The sequence below is a fragment of the Affinundibacterium nitidum genome (assembly GCF_014284155.1).
GTDB lineage: Bacteria > Pseudomonadota > Gammaproteobacteria > Burkholderiales > Burkholderiaceae_D > Undibacterium > Undibacterium nitidum.
The window spans coordinates 1,249,053-1,266,270 of record NZ_JACOFZ010000001.1 but is presented as its reverse complement, the minus strand read 5'-3'; the positions used below and the strand labels follow the sequence as shown (position 1 = coordinate 1,266,270).

The window sequence follows — 17,218 nt, the reverse complement described above, 5'->3', positions numbered from 1 at the left end:
GAGAAAAGAACATAAGATTTGAATGGTATGGATGACGCGATCGAAGATGGCAATCCATAATTCAATTAAATGTGCGGTTATGGTGGCTAGCATATTCTTGATTGATCTGCTTGCTATATTGTTAGTTCAGACTCTTCACTTAATTCAGTCCCCATCTCTAGTGCCCAAAGAACTAAACAATAGAAACCAAAATCGATAGCCACCCCGAGTAGTATATCGAGGAACTGCTCAATTCGCGCTCCAATGTTTTGATGTAGATTCGAGAACGAAATGATTAAGAAAGTTAGATAAGCAAGCATGAAGATTAGATTGGCAAATACGTTAAACCGAAATGCCTTCCGTGCTCGCGTGAGAGCGTTACGGTTAAATATTTCTCCGTCATAGAAGCAGCCGAGTAGCCCATTAAAATGAAATATCGCTTGAATTGCAAAATACGAAAAGCCACTGAAGATTAAGCTTAATACTATTTTTGCGGTCCAGTCTAAACGTTTGTGTAAAAACCAATCTAAGATATCGTTGTAACCCTCAATTTTTGCACTTAAGGTCATTGCATCGGCAACTGCGAAAATATTCGTTTCTCCAACTGGCTTAAATAACACAATCGCTATTGCAATGATCGCACCAAAGGCGAAGATAACCATTACAAGTGAAGAGAGTGGAAGCAGGTAGCCACTGACCTTCTTAAATTTCTCCAGCCTTTTTTTCTGTTCGTTTTGCATGATGATTCCCACATAAATGTTTTTGCTGTGACCGGATTGTAGTAACTAAATATTTGAAAAGCAATCAAAATTTATCGTTTCTCGATAAAAATAAATTGAAATTCGTTTTCTGTTGTTTTTATTGTATTTTTGCAAAAAGAGATCATTGAGATAGTGCAATAGAGTCCACTCCAGTACAATCAGCCCTAATTTACTCACCCTGAAACCACCTCTCCATGAGCCTAGAAGCCGACAAAAAACACAAACGCGTGATACAAATGAGTGGTCGCCAGGTCATCACTTACGGTATGCCGACACGCTTTTGGCAGGATATTTACTACTACGCGATGACCAGTTCTTGGCCCGTGTTCTTTGCGGCTTTTGCGGTCTTGTTTATGCTCATGAACTTGGTGTTCGCCAGTTTGTATCTCTTGGGTGATAACGCGATTGGGAATTTATACCCACAAGGTTTCTTAGGCGCCTTCTTCTTTAGCGTGGAAACACTGGCGACAGTGGGTTATGGTGATATGCACCCCACCACTGCTTACGGACATTGGATTTCAACCATAGAAATCTTTATCGGCATGTCTGGCTTGGCTTTGGTGACGGGTTTGATTTTTGCGCGCTTTTCGCGTCCTCGCTCTAGCATTATTTTTGCTGAGCATCCTGTTAGCCATGTCTCTGAAGGTAAACGTTTGTTGATGATACGGATGGCGAATGCACGCATGAATGTGATTAGTGAAGCGTCGGCTAAACTGCGTTTGATTTGGAATGAAGAATCACCGACCAATGGCAAGTTCCGTAAGATTCACGACCTCTCTCTACAACGCGATCAACATCCTATCTTCGTCTTGGGCTGGACGATTTTTCACGTGATTGATGAATCCAGCCCCTTGTTTGGTATCAGCACAGAAGAGCTGAAGCAAAGACAGGCGGCCTTGATTTTAAGCGTCGACGGTGTCGATGAAACCACCAACCAAAATCAGCGAGCGCGTCATTATTACCCTTGTGAGCTCATTCGTTGGAATCATCGTTATGTTGATGTGTTTGAAAACCAAGATGGCGCAATTCAAGAAATTCATTATTCACGCTTTCATCAGTCGCAAGAGATCGCCGCGGTTCTGGCTGATACCGAAGATTAAACTTCAAATTTAAATTTTTAGGAAAAGAGATGATCAAGAAAATTCTGACTGCCATCGTTTTAATGGCAAGTGTGCTGAGTGCACAATCTTATGCATTTCAAACCATCGTAGTGGTCAGGCATGGCGAAAAAGTCGACGATAGTCGCGATCCTTTGTTAAGTGAAAAAGGCCAGCAACGTGCGCAGAACCTAGCGCGTATTTTGCGTGATGCGAATATCGAACAAGTGTTTGCCACAGAATACCAGCGCACTCAATTGACGGCCAAACCCTTGGCTGATGCTCGACAATTGGCGATCACACCATACTCCGCGAAAGAGTCTTTGGCGATTGGGCAGCAATTGCGAAGCGCAAGCAAGAACACTTTGATCGTGGGTCATTCGAATACACTCAACACCTTGTTACAAGGTTTGGGGATTACCGAACAGAAGGCGGTGGCGGAAGATGAGTTTGATCGTCTTCTCATTGTGCATTTGCATAAGGACGGCGCGCCAAGTTTGACCATCCTGCGTTATTGATTCAGTAGCCAAATCCAAACAGTGATGTGCAAAGTCAGTGCCAGCGCGGCGATTATCTGAAAAACCGATTTCTGCGTTTTGTGACGTAAAACTCGTTGGGCAGCGAGCGCAATGAGTCCACCCGACATCAATGTCCACATTAATAAGGTTTTTTCGCTGATACGCGGGGCACGTCGTTTCGCCGCTTGTTTGTCCCACCCATAGAGAAACATGCAAATAAGGTTGGCAAATAAGTAAAAGCTACTTGGTATTAAGGTGCTAAGGGGAATTTCAGATAGCATGAATGCTCGTAGGATGAAGAAAGCAGTTATGTTACAGATTCATCATTTTAGGTGAGATAGCTGGCCTAAGCGATTGAATTTGGTGCAAATTCTTAGTTTTTCCTCCTGCGGTAGGCAACGGCAAGCATTTCTTAGACGTGGTTTTCCAGACAAAATAGGTCCAAAATTTGGGAAAAAGCCGCAGATGTTGTATCCTGTAGGATTAGAAACAACGGCGTCAAGCCCATTATGCAAGAGCACTCTAGTAAGGTCAGACCATCTGACCTTAAACCACATAGGTCATTGTTCGAAAGACTGACCGCCTTAATTTCTCCCGAACCTGAAAACCGCGCAGAGCTGTTAGAAGTCCTGCATGATGCGCAAGAGCGCAATTTGATCGATGCCGATGCCTTGGCCATGATCGAAGGGGTTTTCCAAGTCTCTGATTTATCTGCCCGCGATATCATGGTTCCGCGTTCGCAAATGGACGTGGTCGATATTTCGAAACCTATCGCCGAGTGGATGCCTGAAGTACTGGAAACAGCGCACTCGCGCTTTCCTGCTGTCGACGGTGAACGCGATAAAGTGGTTGGTATCTTACTCGCCAAAGATTTATTGCGTTACTACGCAGAAGAGAGTTTTGATGTTCGCGAAATGTTGCGCCCTGTGGTGTACATCCCTGAATCCAAACGCTTAAATATTTTGCTACGAGATTTCCGCGCGAATCGTAATCACATGGCAATGGTGGTTGACGAATACGGCGGTGTGGCTGGTCTCATCACGATTGAAGACGTGTTGGAGCAAATCGTTGGTGACATCGAAGATGAATACGATTTTGACGAGGAAGAAGATAACATCATTGCCCTCGACAATTTGGGCAATGGCAAACGTTGGCGCGTGAAAGGATTGACTGAGATTGAGCAATTCAATGAAGTGCTTGGTAGCGATTTGAGTGATAAAGAAATGGACACCATTGGTGGCTTCATTTCAAATCATTTGCAGCGCGTACCACACAAGGGCGACGCCTTTGATATTGGTTCATTGCATTTCGAAATCTTGCGTGCAGATGCTCGCCAAGTACAAATGATTTTAGTCGAAAAACGTAGCGCCAGTTACGTGTCGGAGGAATAAGCCGGCATGCGTTTGGCATTACTAAACAATTTAAGTTTGCCACGAGCCTGTCTTGTGGCATTACTCGCCGGGGCGCTGAATGTACTCTCATTCGCGCCTTTTTTCATTTGGCCCATACAAATACTGAGTTTGGCTTTGATGTTCTTACTTGTTGTCGGACATCCCGATTGGAATAAGAAACAGGTCGCTAAGCTTGGTTTTTGCTATGCCTTCGGTACGATGGCGCTCGGCGTCAGTTGGCTAACGATCGCCATGACGCGTTATGGCGGCATGCCTTGGTTGCTATCGATTCTATTTGTCGGTTTGTTAGCCGCGTACATGGCGCTGTACATTATGGCTGCTTTTGTGCTGAGCCGGATTTTACAGAATCGCTGGAGGCTGAGTCTGCGTTCAATGCTATTAATAGCGTTGCCAGCCTTGTTGATGTTGTGTGAGTTTTTACGTTCTTATGTGTTCACCGGTTTTCCTTGGTTGGCGGTGGGATATGCTCACACGGTAAGCCCTTTGGCAGGTTTTGCTCCGGTCATTGGCGTGTATGGTCTTGCCGGTTTGTCTGCCGTGATTGCAGGCGCGCTCGTTTTGCTGTTGGTTGACACACAGATTCGTTGGGGCGCAACGGCATTGATCGTGGCGATTTTTGGCGCTGGCTTTGGTTTGCAACAAGTCGAATGGACCCATGCCCACGGCGCGCCGCTGTCAGTGCGATTGGCACAAGGAAATATCGATCAAGGCGAAAAATTCAGTGTTGAGTTTGTCGATCGAACTCTGCAGATGTATGCAGGCATGATTACGGAGCAGCCAGCCGATATCATTGCTGTACCCGAAACGGCGATCCCGATTTTGACCTCGCAATTGCCACCGGATTACCTATCAGGCTTGCAGAGTTTTGCGGCGAATTCGCGGAGCCAGGTCTTTGTTGGTGTCGCAATTGATGATGGCGATAACAAATATGCGAACAGTGTTTTGGGCTTAGGTGCGAATTCAGATGTCGGTACAAGCGGCAAAACCTATCGTTACGACAAGCATCATCTGGTGCCTTTCGGTGAATTTGTACCGACGGGGTTTCGCTGGTTCGTGAATTTGATGAAGATTCCTTTGGGGGAGTTCAGCAACCCTGGAGTGGTTCAACCAGCCATGCCTGTTAAAGATCAGCGTGTGATGCCGAATATTTGCTATGAAGATCTGTTTGGCGATGAGATCGCCCAGCAATTGCGCGCGCAACATTCAGGCGCCACAGGTGCAGCAACGATTCTGCTGAATATGTCGAATCTCGCTTGGTACGGTGATTCCATCGCGATGCCTCAACACCTACAAATTTCACAGATGCGTGCTTTAGAAACGGGGCGACCTATGCTGCGGTCAACCAATACTGGTGCGACTGCCATCATTGATGCGAAAGGGAAAGTGCAAGCCAGCTTGCCTTTTCTAGTGAAGGGGAGTTTGAGCGGACAAGTCCAAGGTATGCAAGGACTGACGCCGTATATTCGCTTTGGCGACGCGCCAGCTCTTTTAGTTTCAGGTATGGCCTTACTGGCCTTAAGTTTGATCGCTCGTCGTCGTCAAAGCTGAATACCAATGCAACAGGGCGCTGTTTGAAACCGTATGGTATCGAACAACGCCCCGCAACTCAGTCTACAATGTCGATTACTTCTTTTTTGCGCTTGTCAGGTCAATGTCTGCAAGACACTCTAAGCCACGCGCAGTGATACTGTTTTTGCCACTTTCTTCGTCAGTGCTTACATGGCCTTTTTTGCCAAGAAAAGTAGCGACTGGTTTACTTAGTTCGAAATTCGGATCAGCTGCAATCGCACGCAAACCATCGATGCATTGCTTGATAAACAGCGTTTGACGACCGAGCTCGGTCAGCTCGAAACTGCCATCACGGCGATGTGCGATTAATTTAATTCCAACCAAGTGTTTGGAGTTGCGTGCGATGCAAGCACTGGGGCGAGCGCCGCGTGGTAGTTTGGTAATTTGTTCAAGTGCATCGTATTCGTCGATGCTGAGTTGTTGAGCCATGTTGACTTTCTTCAGTGAGGCGTTTTGCTAATCAGGCCGTAGTTTAACTCAGATTGATGCTGGAATTACTAGAGGCGGAACCTTAGTCCAGAAAAGTGGTCTAACTAAGCAGTAAAAAAACTTGTACTAACTGATTTGCTCAATGTTAATTTCTGTATAAAAGCATCGTTCGTTCTGATTTTCGTCGATTCACCCACACCCGAAAGGATGTTCATGGCACTCCCGAAATATTTTCGTCCATTAGCGCTGGGCCTGTTGTTGGCCAATTGTTTTGCTGTAACTGCTAACGTATCTGCACAGACCCCCAATTTAAATGCTGAACAAAAGCAATTGCGTGCGGTGTATCAAGAATTGGTCGAAATTAATACAACCAATTCGACCGGCAGTTGCACCAAAGCGGCTCAGGCTATGGGAGCTCGTTTGAAGTCCGCTGGCTTTGCCGACAGTGACATTCAAATCTTGGTGCCAACGGGGGGACCACAGAAAGGGAATTTGGTCGCGCGTCTGAAGGCCAGCAACCCAAGCAAAAAGCCTCTATTGTTGTTGGCGCATATCGATGTGGTCGAAGCCAAACGTGAAGACTGGATTCGTGATCCATTTAAATTGATCGAAGAAAATGGCATGTTCTATGCGCGTGGCGCGTCCGATGATAAAGCTATGGCAGCAATCTTCGTTGCTAATATGATGCGTTACAAACAAGAGAAGCTCAAAACGAATCGCGATATTGTGTTGGCCTTGACCTGCGATGAAGAATTAATTCCTTCGAAATTCAACGGTGTAGAGTTTTTGTTGAAACAGCATCGTCCCTTAATTGAAGCCGAGTTGGCGATTAATGAGGGTGGTGGCGGTGTCATGGATAAGAGCGGCAAACCTCTGCGTCATGGCATACAAGCCGGTGAAAAAACTTTCCAGACTTTCCAATTCGAGATCACCAATAGTGGTGGACATAGCTCGCAACCGCGCAAAGACAATGCGATCTATCGCCTCACGGATGGCTTGAGCCGACTCTCGCGTTATGAATTTCCATTTCGCCTAACGCCGACGACACGTGCTTATTTCGAAACGATGTCGAATCTGGAAAGCGGTCAATTGGCAAGTGATATGAAAGCCGTCGTGAAAGAGCCTGCAGATATGGACTCAGTTGCGCGCTTGAGCAATAGCAGCCCATTCAATAACGCCAGTTTGCGCACTACATGCGTGACAACGATGGTCAATGCGGGCCATGCAAGCAATGCTTTGCCACAGCGCGCACAAGCGATTGTCAATTGCCGCATCTTGCCAGGAGAGACAGTCGAGCAGACGCAGGCCACTTTGGCGACAGTCATCGCTGATAATGACATTAAAATCACGGCACTCGGCACGGCGACGGTGCCGCCAATTGCACAATTGCATCCCGAGTTGATGAAAGCCGTGACAGATCTCACGAATCAAATGTGGCCAGGGATTCCTGTGGTGCCCACGATGTCACCTGGGGGCACTGATGGTCGTTTTTTGAATAGTGTTGGGATTCCTACCTACGGAGTGAGCGGTATTTTTCACTATCCAGAAGGATCGAATGCACACGGCTTGAACGAGAGTTTGCCCGTGAAATCACTGTATGAAGGACAAAGCTTCTTATACCAGTTGGCGAAACGCTTGGCGCAATAGATGGTTTAAAATGGCTCAAAAATTCGCTCACTGAGGTAAGTGAAGCTGAAGGCAAGGGAGACCAGGGTCTCCCTTTTTATTTGCTTGTGGCGGGCAGTTTGATGATGAAGCTCGTGAGTCCTGATTCAGAACGCGCTGTAATTTGGCCTGCATGACCGCGCACAATTGCTTGCACAATCGCCAAACCAAGTCCTGCACCTTCACCATCGGCATGTTGACGCGCATGGTCAGCACGATAGAACCGTTCAAACAAACGCGATAGCTGTGTTGCAGGTATAGTTTGACCACGATTGTTAAAGTAGATTTGTAGCTGATCATCGGTCGCACGCAGCTCAACTTCGATCTTGGTATGTGCCGTGGCGTATCGCAGCGCGTTACTTAAGATATTACTGAATGCCCGTCTCAACATGAGGCGGTCGCCCATAATTTCCCATGTATGCTGTTCATCACAATGCAGCTCAAACGTGATATTTCTTTCTTCAGCCAAAGCTTCGTAATACTCAAAAAGCGAATGAATTTCCGTACGCAGATCAACACGCTCTTGGTGCACTAATTGTGCCCCATGCTCTGCTTTAGCCAAAAACAGCATATCGCTAATCATGCTGGCCAAACGCGCGTATTCTTCCGCGTTCGATTCTAGTACCTCGCGATAACTCGCGGCGTCGCGGGTTTGTGTTAACGAGACTTGGGTTTGCATCATTAAATTGCTGATGGGCGTGCGCAGTTCGTGTGCCAAGTCCGAAGAGAAATCAGATAAGCGATGAAAAGCCTCTTCTAGTCTAGCCAGCATTTGATTCAAATGGTGTGCCAGATCGGCTAGCTCTGGTGGTACTGAATCAAGCGAGAGACGTTGATTTAATTTGTTAGCAGTGATTTCAGACGCTCGCGCTGACATATTCTTGAGTGGCCCTAAGCCTCGGCTCGCTGCAAACCAAGCGAGTACACCAGTCAGCAAGGCGGCCACAATCACAAACAACCATAGCGTCTTCATGAAGGTCTTCATGAACGCTTGGTGATGCGCGATATCGGTGGCGATGGCAACCGTAATCGGTGAAAACTGTGGGTTCTTGGTGGCTAGACGTGTGATTAAGCCTCGGTAGCTTTGCCCCTCACTTTGCCATGTATGCATTGCCATGGTATGCGAGACAGTCTGGTTCGGTGCTTCGCTGAGCAGCAGTTCAGGAAAACGTTTTTCATCGGAGCTGAGAATGATATTGCCCTGCTTGTCACGAATATGAATAAGCAAATCATGGTGGCCAACTAGGGCGTCACCGAGTTGCTCCTGCAAGCGTTTGACATCCTCGGCGTTATCGACACGCTCAATAATATGCTGAGCGAGTTCTAGCTTGCCGCTTAAGGCGTGACGATCTTGTTCTTCAAAGTGCGTTTCGATGGAGGCACCGATCAACCAACCGAGGGCTAAGAGCACCACACAGGCTAAGGAGGTAAAAAACAAACTCAGTCTAGCGGTCAGTGATAGTTGTTGCAGAAAACAGGCGTTCATTATGCTTTACCTGTTTTTGCATCACGCACTTCAAACACATAGCCCATGCCGCGTAGCGTATGAATGAGCTTAGGTTCGAAATCATCATCGAGTTTAGCGCGTAGACGCCGTACCGCGACTTCAATCACATTGGTGTCACTGTCAAAGTTCATGTCCCAGATTTGAGATGCAATTAACGAGCGACTCAGGACTTCACCTTGGCGACGTACAAAAAGTTCTAGTAAGGCGAATTCTTTCGCTGTCAGGTCGATACGTTGCCCATGCCGACTGACACGATGTTTGATTAAGTCGAGCTCGAGATCGGCAACGCGCAATACCGTAGATTCCAATTGTTGTTTACCACGCCGTAGAAGGCTACGTACTCGTGCTAGCAGCTCGGAGAATGCAAATGGCTTGACCAAGTAGTCATCTGCACCAAGTTCTAAGCCTTTGACGCGGTCTTCCACTTGGTCTTTGGCCGTTAAGAACAAAACAGGCGTTTGATTTTCCGCATGGCGTAAGTGTTGTAAAACTTGCCAGCCATTGAGCTCGGGTAGCATGACGTCAAGAATGATCAAATCATAGGCGCCATTCTTAGCTAAAAACAGGCCGCTCGTGCCATCACGTGCCAAGTCCACCACAAAACCAGACTCACTGAGCCCTTGCTTGAGATATTCCCCAGTTTTGATTTCGTCTTCGACGATGAGTATTTTCATTCGATTGCTGTGCTTAGCCCGGTGATTGGCATTGATTGGTATTGCTTGTTGAGCTTTATTTTACCCGCAATAGTGATGCCTCAGTCCGAAGATTACCGATTTGTAATCTTCGTGTCAGGCTGCTGTCGGTGCTCGCTTGGCATAATACAAGGCTGGAAACAATGCGGGATAAAGATTGGGAACGAATGATCGAGGTCGCGATGGTGAAGATGTCGACAGGCGATCTCAATAAGGAGCAAAGAGTGAAATTCTATATAAGATTTTGGGTGGTCATGGTTTTTGTACTGTCGACTTGTTTAGCGACCGTGGCCGCCGCCCATGGCAATGATGACCATGAGCATAGTGCACCGATGGCTATGAGTGTCGCCGTCGCACCCCGTGCGTCTGCTCAAACGGACGAATTCGAGCTAGTAGCGGTTTTGCAAGCAAAGCATTTGGTCATCTATCTTGATCGTTTCGATTCCAATATAGCGGTGACTGGGGCTGTGATTGAAATCGATAGCCAAGGCAAATGGAAAGCGATTGCGAAAGAGACCGAGCCTGGTGTGTATCTTGTGGATTTGCCTAAAGGAGTGTTGGAGAGTACAGGTAAATACCCACTGACTTTTTCTGTTCAAACTGAAGATAGCAGTGACGTGTTGGCGGCGAGTCTCGAGATCGCGGACGAAGAAGAAATGCATGATCACGATAGCCCAAGCATCGTGTGGTGGAAATGGTTAGTGGCGGTTTTTAGTGGTTTGGGTGTAGTGGTAGCGCTACTAGTGACTGCACGTCGTCGTTCTTCAACATTACGAATCGACGATGTTAGCAAACTAAGTGGAGGTGCGAAATGAAATTTGCCCAAGCTAACAATGCGCTGCGCACGAAAACTTATGTTGCGGTGATAGCGATTTCTATTTTGACGCCTCTGCTCTTGGCCAATTCTGCTTTCGCTCATGGCGATGAAGACCATTCCAAGAAACCTACGGTAGTGAGCAAAGTCGGCGAAGCGAAAAAGAATGGGAATAATGCGCTCGCTTCGCGTGATGCCACTGCGCCGCAACGCTTGCCGGATGGTAGTTTGTTTGTGCCTAAGGTGGTGCAAAGACAGTTGCAGTTACGGACCATCGTCGCTGAATCAGATGAGTGGCCACAAACTATTGAACTCAATGGCAAAGTGATTGCTGATCCAAATGCAGGCGGTAAAGTGCAGGCGAGCCAAGCAGGGCGTATTGAGTCTAACGGACAAAGTTTGCCGAGCTTAGGGCAGCGAGTGAGTAAAGGACAAGTGCTGGCGTATTTGCGACCGGTGATGAGTAGTTTGGATCGCGGCAATAGTACAGCGATTTTGGCAGATCTTGATGCGCAATTATCGATCGCGGAAAAGAAGTTGCAGCGCTATGAAGCATTGGCAGAAGCGCTGCCTAAGGCGACCATAGAAACTGCGCGTTACGATGCAGAAGCGCTGCGTAAGCGTAAGGCTGCGGTCGAAGTGAGTTTGTACAAAATGGAAGCGTTGGTCGCTCCAGTTGCTGGCGTGATCAGCGTTGCCAATGCGACGGCTGGCCAAGTGGTGGATGCGCGTGAGACTTTGTTTGAGATTATTGATCCAAATCGCTTGATGGTCGAGGCACTTTCGTACGAAACCGTACAATCCGGCGATGTCGTTAGAGCCACTGCGACTTGGAGCATCAACAGCAACGGCTCCGCTGATGCCACACCTGAGCTGCAACTGATCTTCGTAGGCGGCGGTCAACAAATGCGGGAGCAGGCGATTCCTCTATTGTTTAGAGTGAGTGGCAAAAATCAAAGTGCGGCGGTGGGACAAACTTTGCAAATCTTTGCGCAAAAACGCCAGCACGCTGAAGGTGTAGCCTTACCTGTTGCTGCTCTATTTAAACTATCCAATTCTCAGCAGATGGTATGGGTACATACAGAAGCCGAACGTTTTGTGGCGCGTTCTGTGCAAGTGAAACGCCTTGATCCACAACGCGTCGTCGTTACCTCCGGTTTGCAAGAAGGCGAACGGATATTGATTAGTGGTGCAAGCCTATTGGCGCAAGTCAAGTAAGGAAAGTGAATATGTTTCAAGCGATTATTCACACCAGTTTGCGTCAGCGCTTAATCGTGTTGGCAGCATCGATTTTGCTCGTTGTGCTGGGACTGCTTAGCATGCGACAAATGCCCGTCGATGTTTTTCCTGATCTCAACAAACCTACCGTGACGCTCATGACCGAAGCCGGTGGTATGGCTCCGGAAGAGGTCGAGCAGCTAGTCAGTTTTCCGATTGAATCGAGCATGAACGGCATGGCTGGGGTCAGTCGGGTTCGTTCTGTTTCAGGAGTAGGGCTCTCCATTGTTTATGTGGAGTTCGATTGGGGAACGGACATTTATCGCAATCGTCAGCAAGTCGCAGAGCGTTTGAATTTGGTAAGAGAACAACTGCCTTCGGGTGTGCAACCGCAATTGGGGCCTATCTCCTCCATCATGGGAGAAATTTTACTGGTTGCTTTGCCGATCGAGGACAAGATTTCAGTGGGTGACGCTACACCGGCCGCAATGCGTGCACGTGAATTCGCTGATTGGGTGATGCGTCCACGTTTGTTGAATGTTCCTGGTGTCGCGCAAATTACCCCCATTGGTGGTGAGGTTAGACAGTTTCGCGTAGAGATAAAACCGAGCCAATTGCAATCGCTAGGTTTGACTCTGCCACAAGTCGAGGTAGCCTTGAAAGAGTTTGGTGCCAACACCAGTGGGGGCTTTACTGAAGCGAATGGGCGCGAATTGTTGATACGTCAAATCGGTCGCACCACACGTTTAGAAGATCTCCAAAACACCGTCATTGCCATGAAGAATGGCCAAGCAGTTTTGTTGAAGCAAGTGGCGGATGTGAAAATTGCAGCTGCATTCAAACGCGGTGATGCTGGTTATGCCGGTAAAGCGGCAGTTATCTTATCGGTACAAAAACAACCGACCGCAGATAGCGTCAAACTCACCCGCGAAGTTGAAAAGGCGATTGCAGAACTTAGTAAAAATATGCCAGCTGGCGTTGGCAAGCCACAGTTCTTGTTCCGACAAGCTGACTTCATTGAAAATTCACTCAATAACGTGAAAGATGCCTTACGAGATGGCGCCATTTTGGTTGCTGTGTTGCTGTTCTTGTTTTTGCTCAATGTGCGGACGACTTTGATTTCGCTGATCGCTATTCCATTGTCTTTGGTCGTGACCATACTGGTGTTCCGTTATCTTGGGCTTTCAATTAACACCATGACTTTGGGTGGCTTAGCGATTGCGATCGGGGAATTGGTTGATGATGCGGTGGTTGATGTTGAGAATGTGCTGCGTCGTCTCAAAGAGAATGCAAAGTTAGAAAAGCCCTTGTCGAGCTTGGCTGTAATTGCGCGTGCTTCTGGTGAAGTTCGTAGCGGCATTGTGTATGCAACTCTTATTGTTGTTTTAGTATTTGTGCCTCTGTTCGCCTTGCCTGGCATTGAGGGCAGTTTGTTCACCCCGCTCGGCATCGCCTATGTGGTGTCGATTTTGGCAAGTATGCTGGTGGCGATGACGGTCACACCTGTGTTGTGCTACTTCCTACTTCCGAAGATGAAGCAGTTGCGCCATGACGACAGTCCACTAGTGAGGAAATTAAAAGATTGGGATACGCGTCTGTTGCAATGGTCGTTCCAACATACAAAAACTTTGTTGAGTGCTGCGGTAATACTAGTGTTGCTTGCGGCGGTGGCCGTTCCTTTCTTTCCGCGCGCGTTTTTGCCAGCGTTTAATGAAGGCACTTTGACGGTTAATTTGGTACTCAATCCAGGAACTGGTTTGGAAGAGTCTAATCGTCTCGGACGCCTTGCAGAACAACTGATATTGGATGTACCTGAAGTCACCCAAGTAGGGCGTCGCACTGGGCGTGCTGAACTCGACGAGCATGCCGAAGGTGTACATTATAGCGAGATGGACGTCGACCTAAAAAAATCCAAGCGCAGCCGCGATCAAATCATTGAAGACATTCGTAGTCGTTTAAAGACACTACCCGCCAATAGTAATGTCGGCCAGCCAATTTCACATCGGCTTGATCATCTACTGTCAGGTGTGCGTGCGCAGATCGCATTGAAAATTGTGGGAGATGACTTAGATCAGCTGCGCAACTTAGCGGCTGAGATGCGTCAACGTTTGGCGCGAGTGCCAGGAATTACCGATCTGCAAATTGAAAAACAAGTCTTGATCCCGCAAATTAAGATTAACATCGACTACGCACAAGTTGCTCGCTATGGTCTGAGCCCAGGCGAGTTACTTCGTAGCCTACAACAGCAGATCGAAGGCGAAAAAATTACACAGTTAGTTGAAGGGAATCGACGCTTCGATTTGTTGATGCGCTTACCAGAAAACGGGCGTGATCTGGTCTCCTTGCAGCAATTGTTGATATCGACGCCTCGTGGCTTTGTACCGCTTTCGCAGTTAGCGAAGGTGGAGGAAAACGAGGGCCCGAATCAGATTAATCGCGAGAACTCACGTCGTCGTATTGTCCTGTCGGCCAATACCGACGGCCGTGATATGGGAACAGTGATCGCTGATATTCGTGAAGAGTTGGCGGCAGTGAAGTTACCAAGTGGCTATTCGACGAGCTTGGAAGGACAATTTCAAGCGCAAGAAAAAGCCTCACATCTGATCGCCTTGTTAGCATTAGTGTCATTGGCGCTGATCTTCTTGGTACTGTATGGCCGATATCGTTCCATAAGTTTGGTGATGATAATAATGGGCAATATTCCCTTGGCGCTTGTGGGTAGCGTGTTTGCCTTATGGCTTTCTGGCCAGAGCTTATCGGTAGCTGCCTTGGTTGGTTTCATTACACTGGCTGGTATTTCCACGCGCAATGGTATTTTGAAAATTAGTCACTATATCAATCTCTGTTTGTTTGAAGGCGAAAAATTTGGACAGGCGATGATTATTCGAGGGTCACTAGAACGCTTAACTCCGGTGTTAATGACGGCCTTGGTTGCCGCATTCGCGCTGCTACCTCTGATCGTCTCCGCCGATGCGCCAGGCAAAGAGATATTACATCCTGTAGCGGTCGTGATTTTTGGGGGCTTAATTAGTTCGACTTTGCTTGATACTGTGTTGACGCCATTGATGTTTTGGCGATGGGGTGAGCAACCACTACAAAAACTTTTGGAAGCCCAGTCGCAAGAGCAACTCCAAGAGAGCTTCTGAGCTGGTAATGACACGGTGTCTAAGAATGACGGTTTGAAATTGATGATTTTTTGAGGAGAAAAAAATGAAGATTAAAAATGTGGCGCTCAGTTTGTTGACGGGTTTGAGCTTGGCACTGAGCACTGGTTCTGCCTTAGCTCATGACGATAAATATTTTGATTCGATCAAATCGCCGCACGGCGGACAGACGCGGATGGCAGGTCCTTATCATTTTGAATTGGTATTGAAAGCAGGCAGTACGAACGTCAGCGCGAATCCAGTGCTTGTGTACGTCACGGATCACGCAGGTAAAGCGATTTCAACCAAAGGTGCGACAGCGAGTTTGTTGATCGTTCAAGGTAAGCAAAAGATCACGGTAGATTTGCAAGCTCAGGGTGAGAACGAGATGGTGGGACAGGGTAATTATGCCGCCACACCAGATTTGAAAGCTGCGTTAACCTACACGCCAGCAGGTAAAGGTGCTGAACAGGCGCGTTACACGCCGTTTGCTGTGACGAAGAAGAGTAGTAAGGCTGCGAAGTCTGGGGATGATCATGCGCACCACCATTGAAAAACATCGTTCGACAAAGTGTCCCAATATGTGGCCTGCTTCTTTTCAGCGCGCCTCAATCTTGGCGCTGATGATGGGTGTGCTCAGTTGGGCAAATGTTAGCCAAGCGAGTGTATTGGACATTCCTTTCGACCAGGATCAGCGTTATGTGATGAAAGAAATGCTGGCTCCTGGAAAAAGCCTAGAGTTATGTGGCTTGTTGATAAATCAGAACCAAATAGCGTGGCGCTTTGAAAGTGATGCAAAGCTCGATTTCAATATTCACTTTCATGTGGGAGACGCTGTTCATTATCCGACGAAATTGAAACAAAAAAAGAAGGCATCCGACCGGCTTGATGTCGCTCAAGAGCAAACCTATTGTTGGATGTGGACTAATCGCAGCACAAAAGGCGCCAATCTCACAGCTAATTTGGAAAAGCTGAAATAGATTTGCGACTAGGATTAGAATAGGCAAACTTCGATTTCGAAAGTAGTCTATGCCTCGTTTTTATTATCCAAGTCTGTTCGGTGTCGCAGCAATTAGCCTATTGCTCGATGCATCCTTACTGGCAATAAACGCTGGTGCAGTGGAGCAAAAAAAATCCGCTGCGCCTGCACAATATCTACACGCGAACGAGCCTATCGGCACTGTTCGTCAAATCTACGATGGTGCGCTGAGCCCTGAATTGGCGATCAATACTTTTCGAAATATTGATCGACTTTTTCCCGTCAATAAAATCAAGGCCGCTTCGGCCAAGCAAGTGATGAACTTGCCATTGGCTGACGTCAAATTGCGGCAGCAGCTCGCAGCATTGGAATGGAAAGAGCGCGGACAGGTCATGAATCTGACGCGTTTCTTCGATCTTAACCGTATCGCCGGTGCCTTAGTTTTGAAAGACGGCAAGATCGTATTGGAGAACTATCGCTACGGAAATACCGAGCAAACACGTTGGATGTCGATGTCGGTAGCGAAATCGATTACCTCGACGCTGGTTGGCGCGGCTCTCAAGCAAGGCAAGATTAAGAGTTTGCGTGATCCTGTTAGCGTCTATGTGCCAGAGTTAAAAGCTAGTGGCTATCAGGACGCCAGTGTCCGTGATGTGTTGATGATGGCTTCCGGTGTTGCATGGAGCGAGACCTATTCAGACCCCAATTCAGATCGCCGTCGTCTTTTGGAAGCACAGATTAGTCAAAAGCCGGGCGCGGCGCTGGAAGTCATGCGTAAACTTCCACGTGTTGCCGAGCCAGGCACCTTGGCCAACTACAATACGGGGGAAACACAAGTCGTCGCCCAAGTCCTGCGCAATGCGGTTGGAGTTAGTTTGGCTGAATATTTGAGCGATCGCATTTGGAGTCGCTTTGGCATGGAAGCTGATGCCTATTGGTGGCTAGATTCCCCGAACGGAGTTGAAATAGGTGGTAGCGGCATTAGCGCTACTTTGCGCGATTACGGACGTTTCGCTTTGTTCATGTTGAATCAAGGGCGGATCAAAAATGTGCCGATTCTCCCCGATGGCTGGACCTATGAAGCAACTACGCCCACCTTATTAAAGAATGGTAAGCCGTTAGCCTATGGTTATTTGTGGTGGCCTGCAGTTGACCTTAGCGGCCAACGTGACGCTGCTTACTCGGCCATCGGCATACACGGCCAGGCCATGTACATTAATCCCTCAAGTAAATTGGTGATTGTGCTGTGGGGTGCTCAAGTGCGACCAACGGGGGGGGCAGGGAGCGATAATGCGAGCTTTTATCAAGCGGTAAATTCAGTGCTGCGTTGAGCTGAGCTAAGCTGAGTTTAGCTGAGCACATCTCTAGTGGTGTGCTCTTCGAATGTTGCTAAGTTGGGTTACGTCGAGTCGAATTCTGAATTTCAGCGCGAGGC

The 17,218-nt window shown here is 47.7% G+C and carries 16 protein-coding genes; 11 read left to right on the top strand and 5 right to left on the bottom strand.

Annotated elements, in window-relative coordinates; translation table 11 throughout:
* Positions 1 to 113: 113 nt before the first annotated feature.
* A complete protein-coding gene (locus tag H8K36_RS05435) occupies positions 114 to 719 on the bottom strand; it encodes a hypothetical protein (protein ID WP_186914715.1) in 606 nt (201 codons plus the stop codon).
* Between the two features lie 215 nt (positions 720 to 934).
* Here H8K36_RS05435 and H8K36_RS05430 point away from each other — a divergent pair, with 215 nt between their 5' ends.
* Entirely contained in the window at positions 935 to 1,840 is a 906-nt protein-coding gene (locus H8K36_RS05430; RefSeq protein WP_186914716.1) for an ion channel, read from the top strand.
* Between the two features lie 29 nt (positions 1,841 to 1,869).
* The gene (locus H8K36_RS05425) at positions 1,870 to 2,355 is read left to right on the top strand and encodes a histidine phosphatase family protein (protein WP_186914717.1); all 486 of its coding nucleotides are present in this window, start codon (positions 1,870 to 1,872) and stop codon (positions 2,353 to 2,355) included.
* Here the strand turns inward: H8K36_RS05425 and H8K36_RS19705 are convergent.
* The gene (locus H8K36_RS19705; protein WP_408058387.1) at positions 2,349 to 2,567 is read right to left on the bottom strand and encodes a DUF1294 domain-containing protein; all 219 of its coding nucleotides are present in this window, start codon (positions 2,565 to 2,567) and stop codon (positions 2,349 to 2,351) included. The genes H8K36_RS05425 and H8K36_RS19705 overlap by 7 nt on opposite strands.
* A 297-nt stretch (positions 2,568 to 2,864) precedes the next feature.
* Between H8K36_RS19705 and H8K36_RS05415 the strand changes: the two genes are divergently transcribed.
* Positions 2,865 to 3,746, top strand: coding sequence for an HlyC/CorC family transporter (locus H8K36_RS05415; protein WP_186914719.1), 882 nt, complete (start codon positions 2,865 to 2,867; stop codon positions 3,744 to 3,746).
* Between the two features lie 6 nt (positions 3,747 to 3,752).
* Positions 3,753 to 5,315: an apolipoprotein N-acyltransferase gene (lnt, locus tag H8K36_RS05410; protein ID WP_186914720.1), complete on the top strand. Its 1,563-nt coding sequence runs from the start codon at positions 3,753 to 3,755 to the stop codon at positions 5,313 to 5,315.
* Between the two features lie 75 nt (positions 5,316 to 5,390).
* On the opposite strand, the gene H8K36_RS05405 is transcribed toward lnt, so the two are convergent.
* Positions 5,391 to 5,765: a hypothetical protein gene (locus H8K36_RS05405; RefSeq protein WP_186914721.1), complete on the bottom strand. Its 375-nt coding sequence runs from the start codon at positions 5,763 to 5,765 to the stop codon at positions 5,391 to 5,393.
* Positions 5,766 to 5,978: 213 nt separating this feature from the next.
* Here H8K36_RS05405 and H8K36_RS05400 point away from each other — a divergent pair, with 213 nt between their 5' ends.
* A complete protein-coding gene (locus H8K36_RS05400) occupies positions 5,979 to 7,412 on the top strand; it encodes a M20/M25/M40 family metallo-hydrolase (protein WP_186914722.1) in 1,434 nt (477 codons plus the stop codon).
* Between the two features lie 76 nt (positions 7,413 to 7,488).
* On the opposite strand, the gene H8K36_RS05395 is transcribed toward H8K36_RS05400, so the two are convergent.
* Together H8K36_RS05395 and H8K36_RS05390 are read right to left on the bottom strand one after the other, a co-directional pair.
* Positions 7,489 to 8,916, bottom strand: a complete 1,428-nt coding sequence (locus tag H8K36_RS05395) for a heavy metal sensor histidine kinase (RefSeq protein ID WP_186914723.1) — start codon at positions 8,914 to 8,916, stop codon at positions 7,489 to 7,491.
* Positions 8,916 to 9,611, bottom strand: a complete 696-nt coding sequence (locus H8K36_RS05390; protein ID WP_186914724.1) for a heavy metal response regulator transcription factor — start codon at positions 9,609 to 9,611, stop codon at positions 8,916 to 8,918. The genes H8K36_RS05395 and H8K36_RS05390 overlap by 1 nt, the downstream gene beginning before the upstream one ends.
* 161 nt (positions 9,612 to 9,772) lie before the next feature.
* Here H8K36_RS05390 and H8K36_RS05385 point away from each other — a divergent pair, with 161 nt between their 5' ends.
* The 6 genes from H8K36_RS05385 to H8K36_RS05360 all read left to right on the top strand — a co-directional run bounded on the left by H8K36_RS05385 (position 9,773) and on the right by H8K36_RS05360 (position 17,114).
* Positions 9,773 to 10,444, top strand: a complete 672-nt coding sequence (locus H8K36_RS05385; protein ID WP_186914725.1) for a hypothetical protein — start codon at positions 9,773 to 9,775, stop codon at positions 10,442 to 10,444.
* Positions 10,441 to 11,661 carry an efflux RND transporter periplasmic adaptor subunit gene (locus H8K36_RS05380; protein ID WP_186914726.1) on the top strand — a complete coding sequence of 407 codons (1,221 nt, stop codon included), beginning with the start codon at positions 10,441 to 10,443 and terminating at the stop codon, positions 11,659 to 11,661. Before H8K36_RS05385 ends, H8K36_RS05380 begins: the two co-directional genes overlap by 4 nt.
* Positions 11,662 to 11,672: 11 nt before the next feature.
* The gene (locus H8K36_RS05375; protein WP_186914727.1) at positions 11,673 to 14,807 is read left to right on the top strand and encodes an efflux RND transporter permease subunit; all 3,135 of its coding nucleotides are present in this window, start codon (positions 11,673 to 11,675) and stop codon (positions 14,805 to 14,807) included.
* Between the two features lie 64 nt (positions 14,808 to 14,871).
* Positions 14,872 to 15,357 (top strand): hypothetical protein, encoded by a 486-nt coding sequence (locus H8K36_RS05370; RefSeq protein WP_186914728.1) that lies wholly within the window; start codon positions 14,872 to 14,874, stop codon positions 15,355 to 15,357.
* On the top strand, positions 15,341 to 15,784 hold the full coding sequence (locus tag H8K36_RS05365) for a hypothetical protein (RefSeq protein WP_186914729.1): 444 nt from the start codon (positions 15,341 to 15,343) through the stop codon (positions 15,782 to 15,784). The genes H8K36_RS05370 and H8K36_RS05365 overlap by 17 nt, the downstream gene beginning before the upstream one ends.
* A 49-nt stretch (positions 15,785 to 15,833) precedes the next feature.
* Positions 15,834 to 17,114 (top strand): serine hydrolase domain-containing protein, encoded by a 1,281-nt coding sequence (locus tag H8K36_RS05360; protein WP_186914730.1) that lies wholly within the window; start codon positions 15,834 to 15,836, stop codon positions 17,112 to 17,114.
* Positions 17,115 to 17,218: the final 104 nt, after the last annotated feature.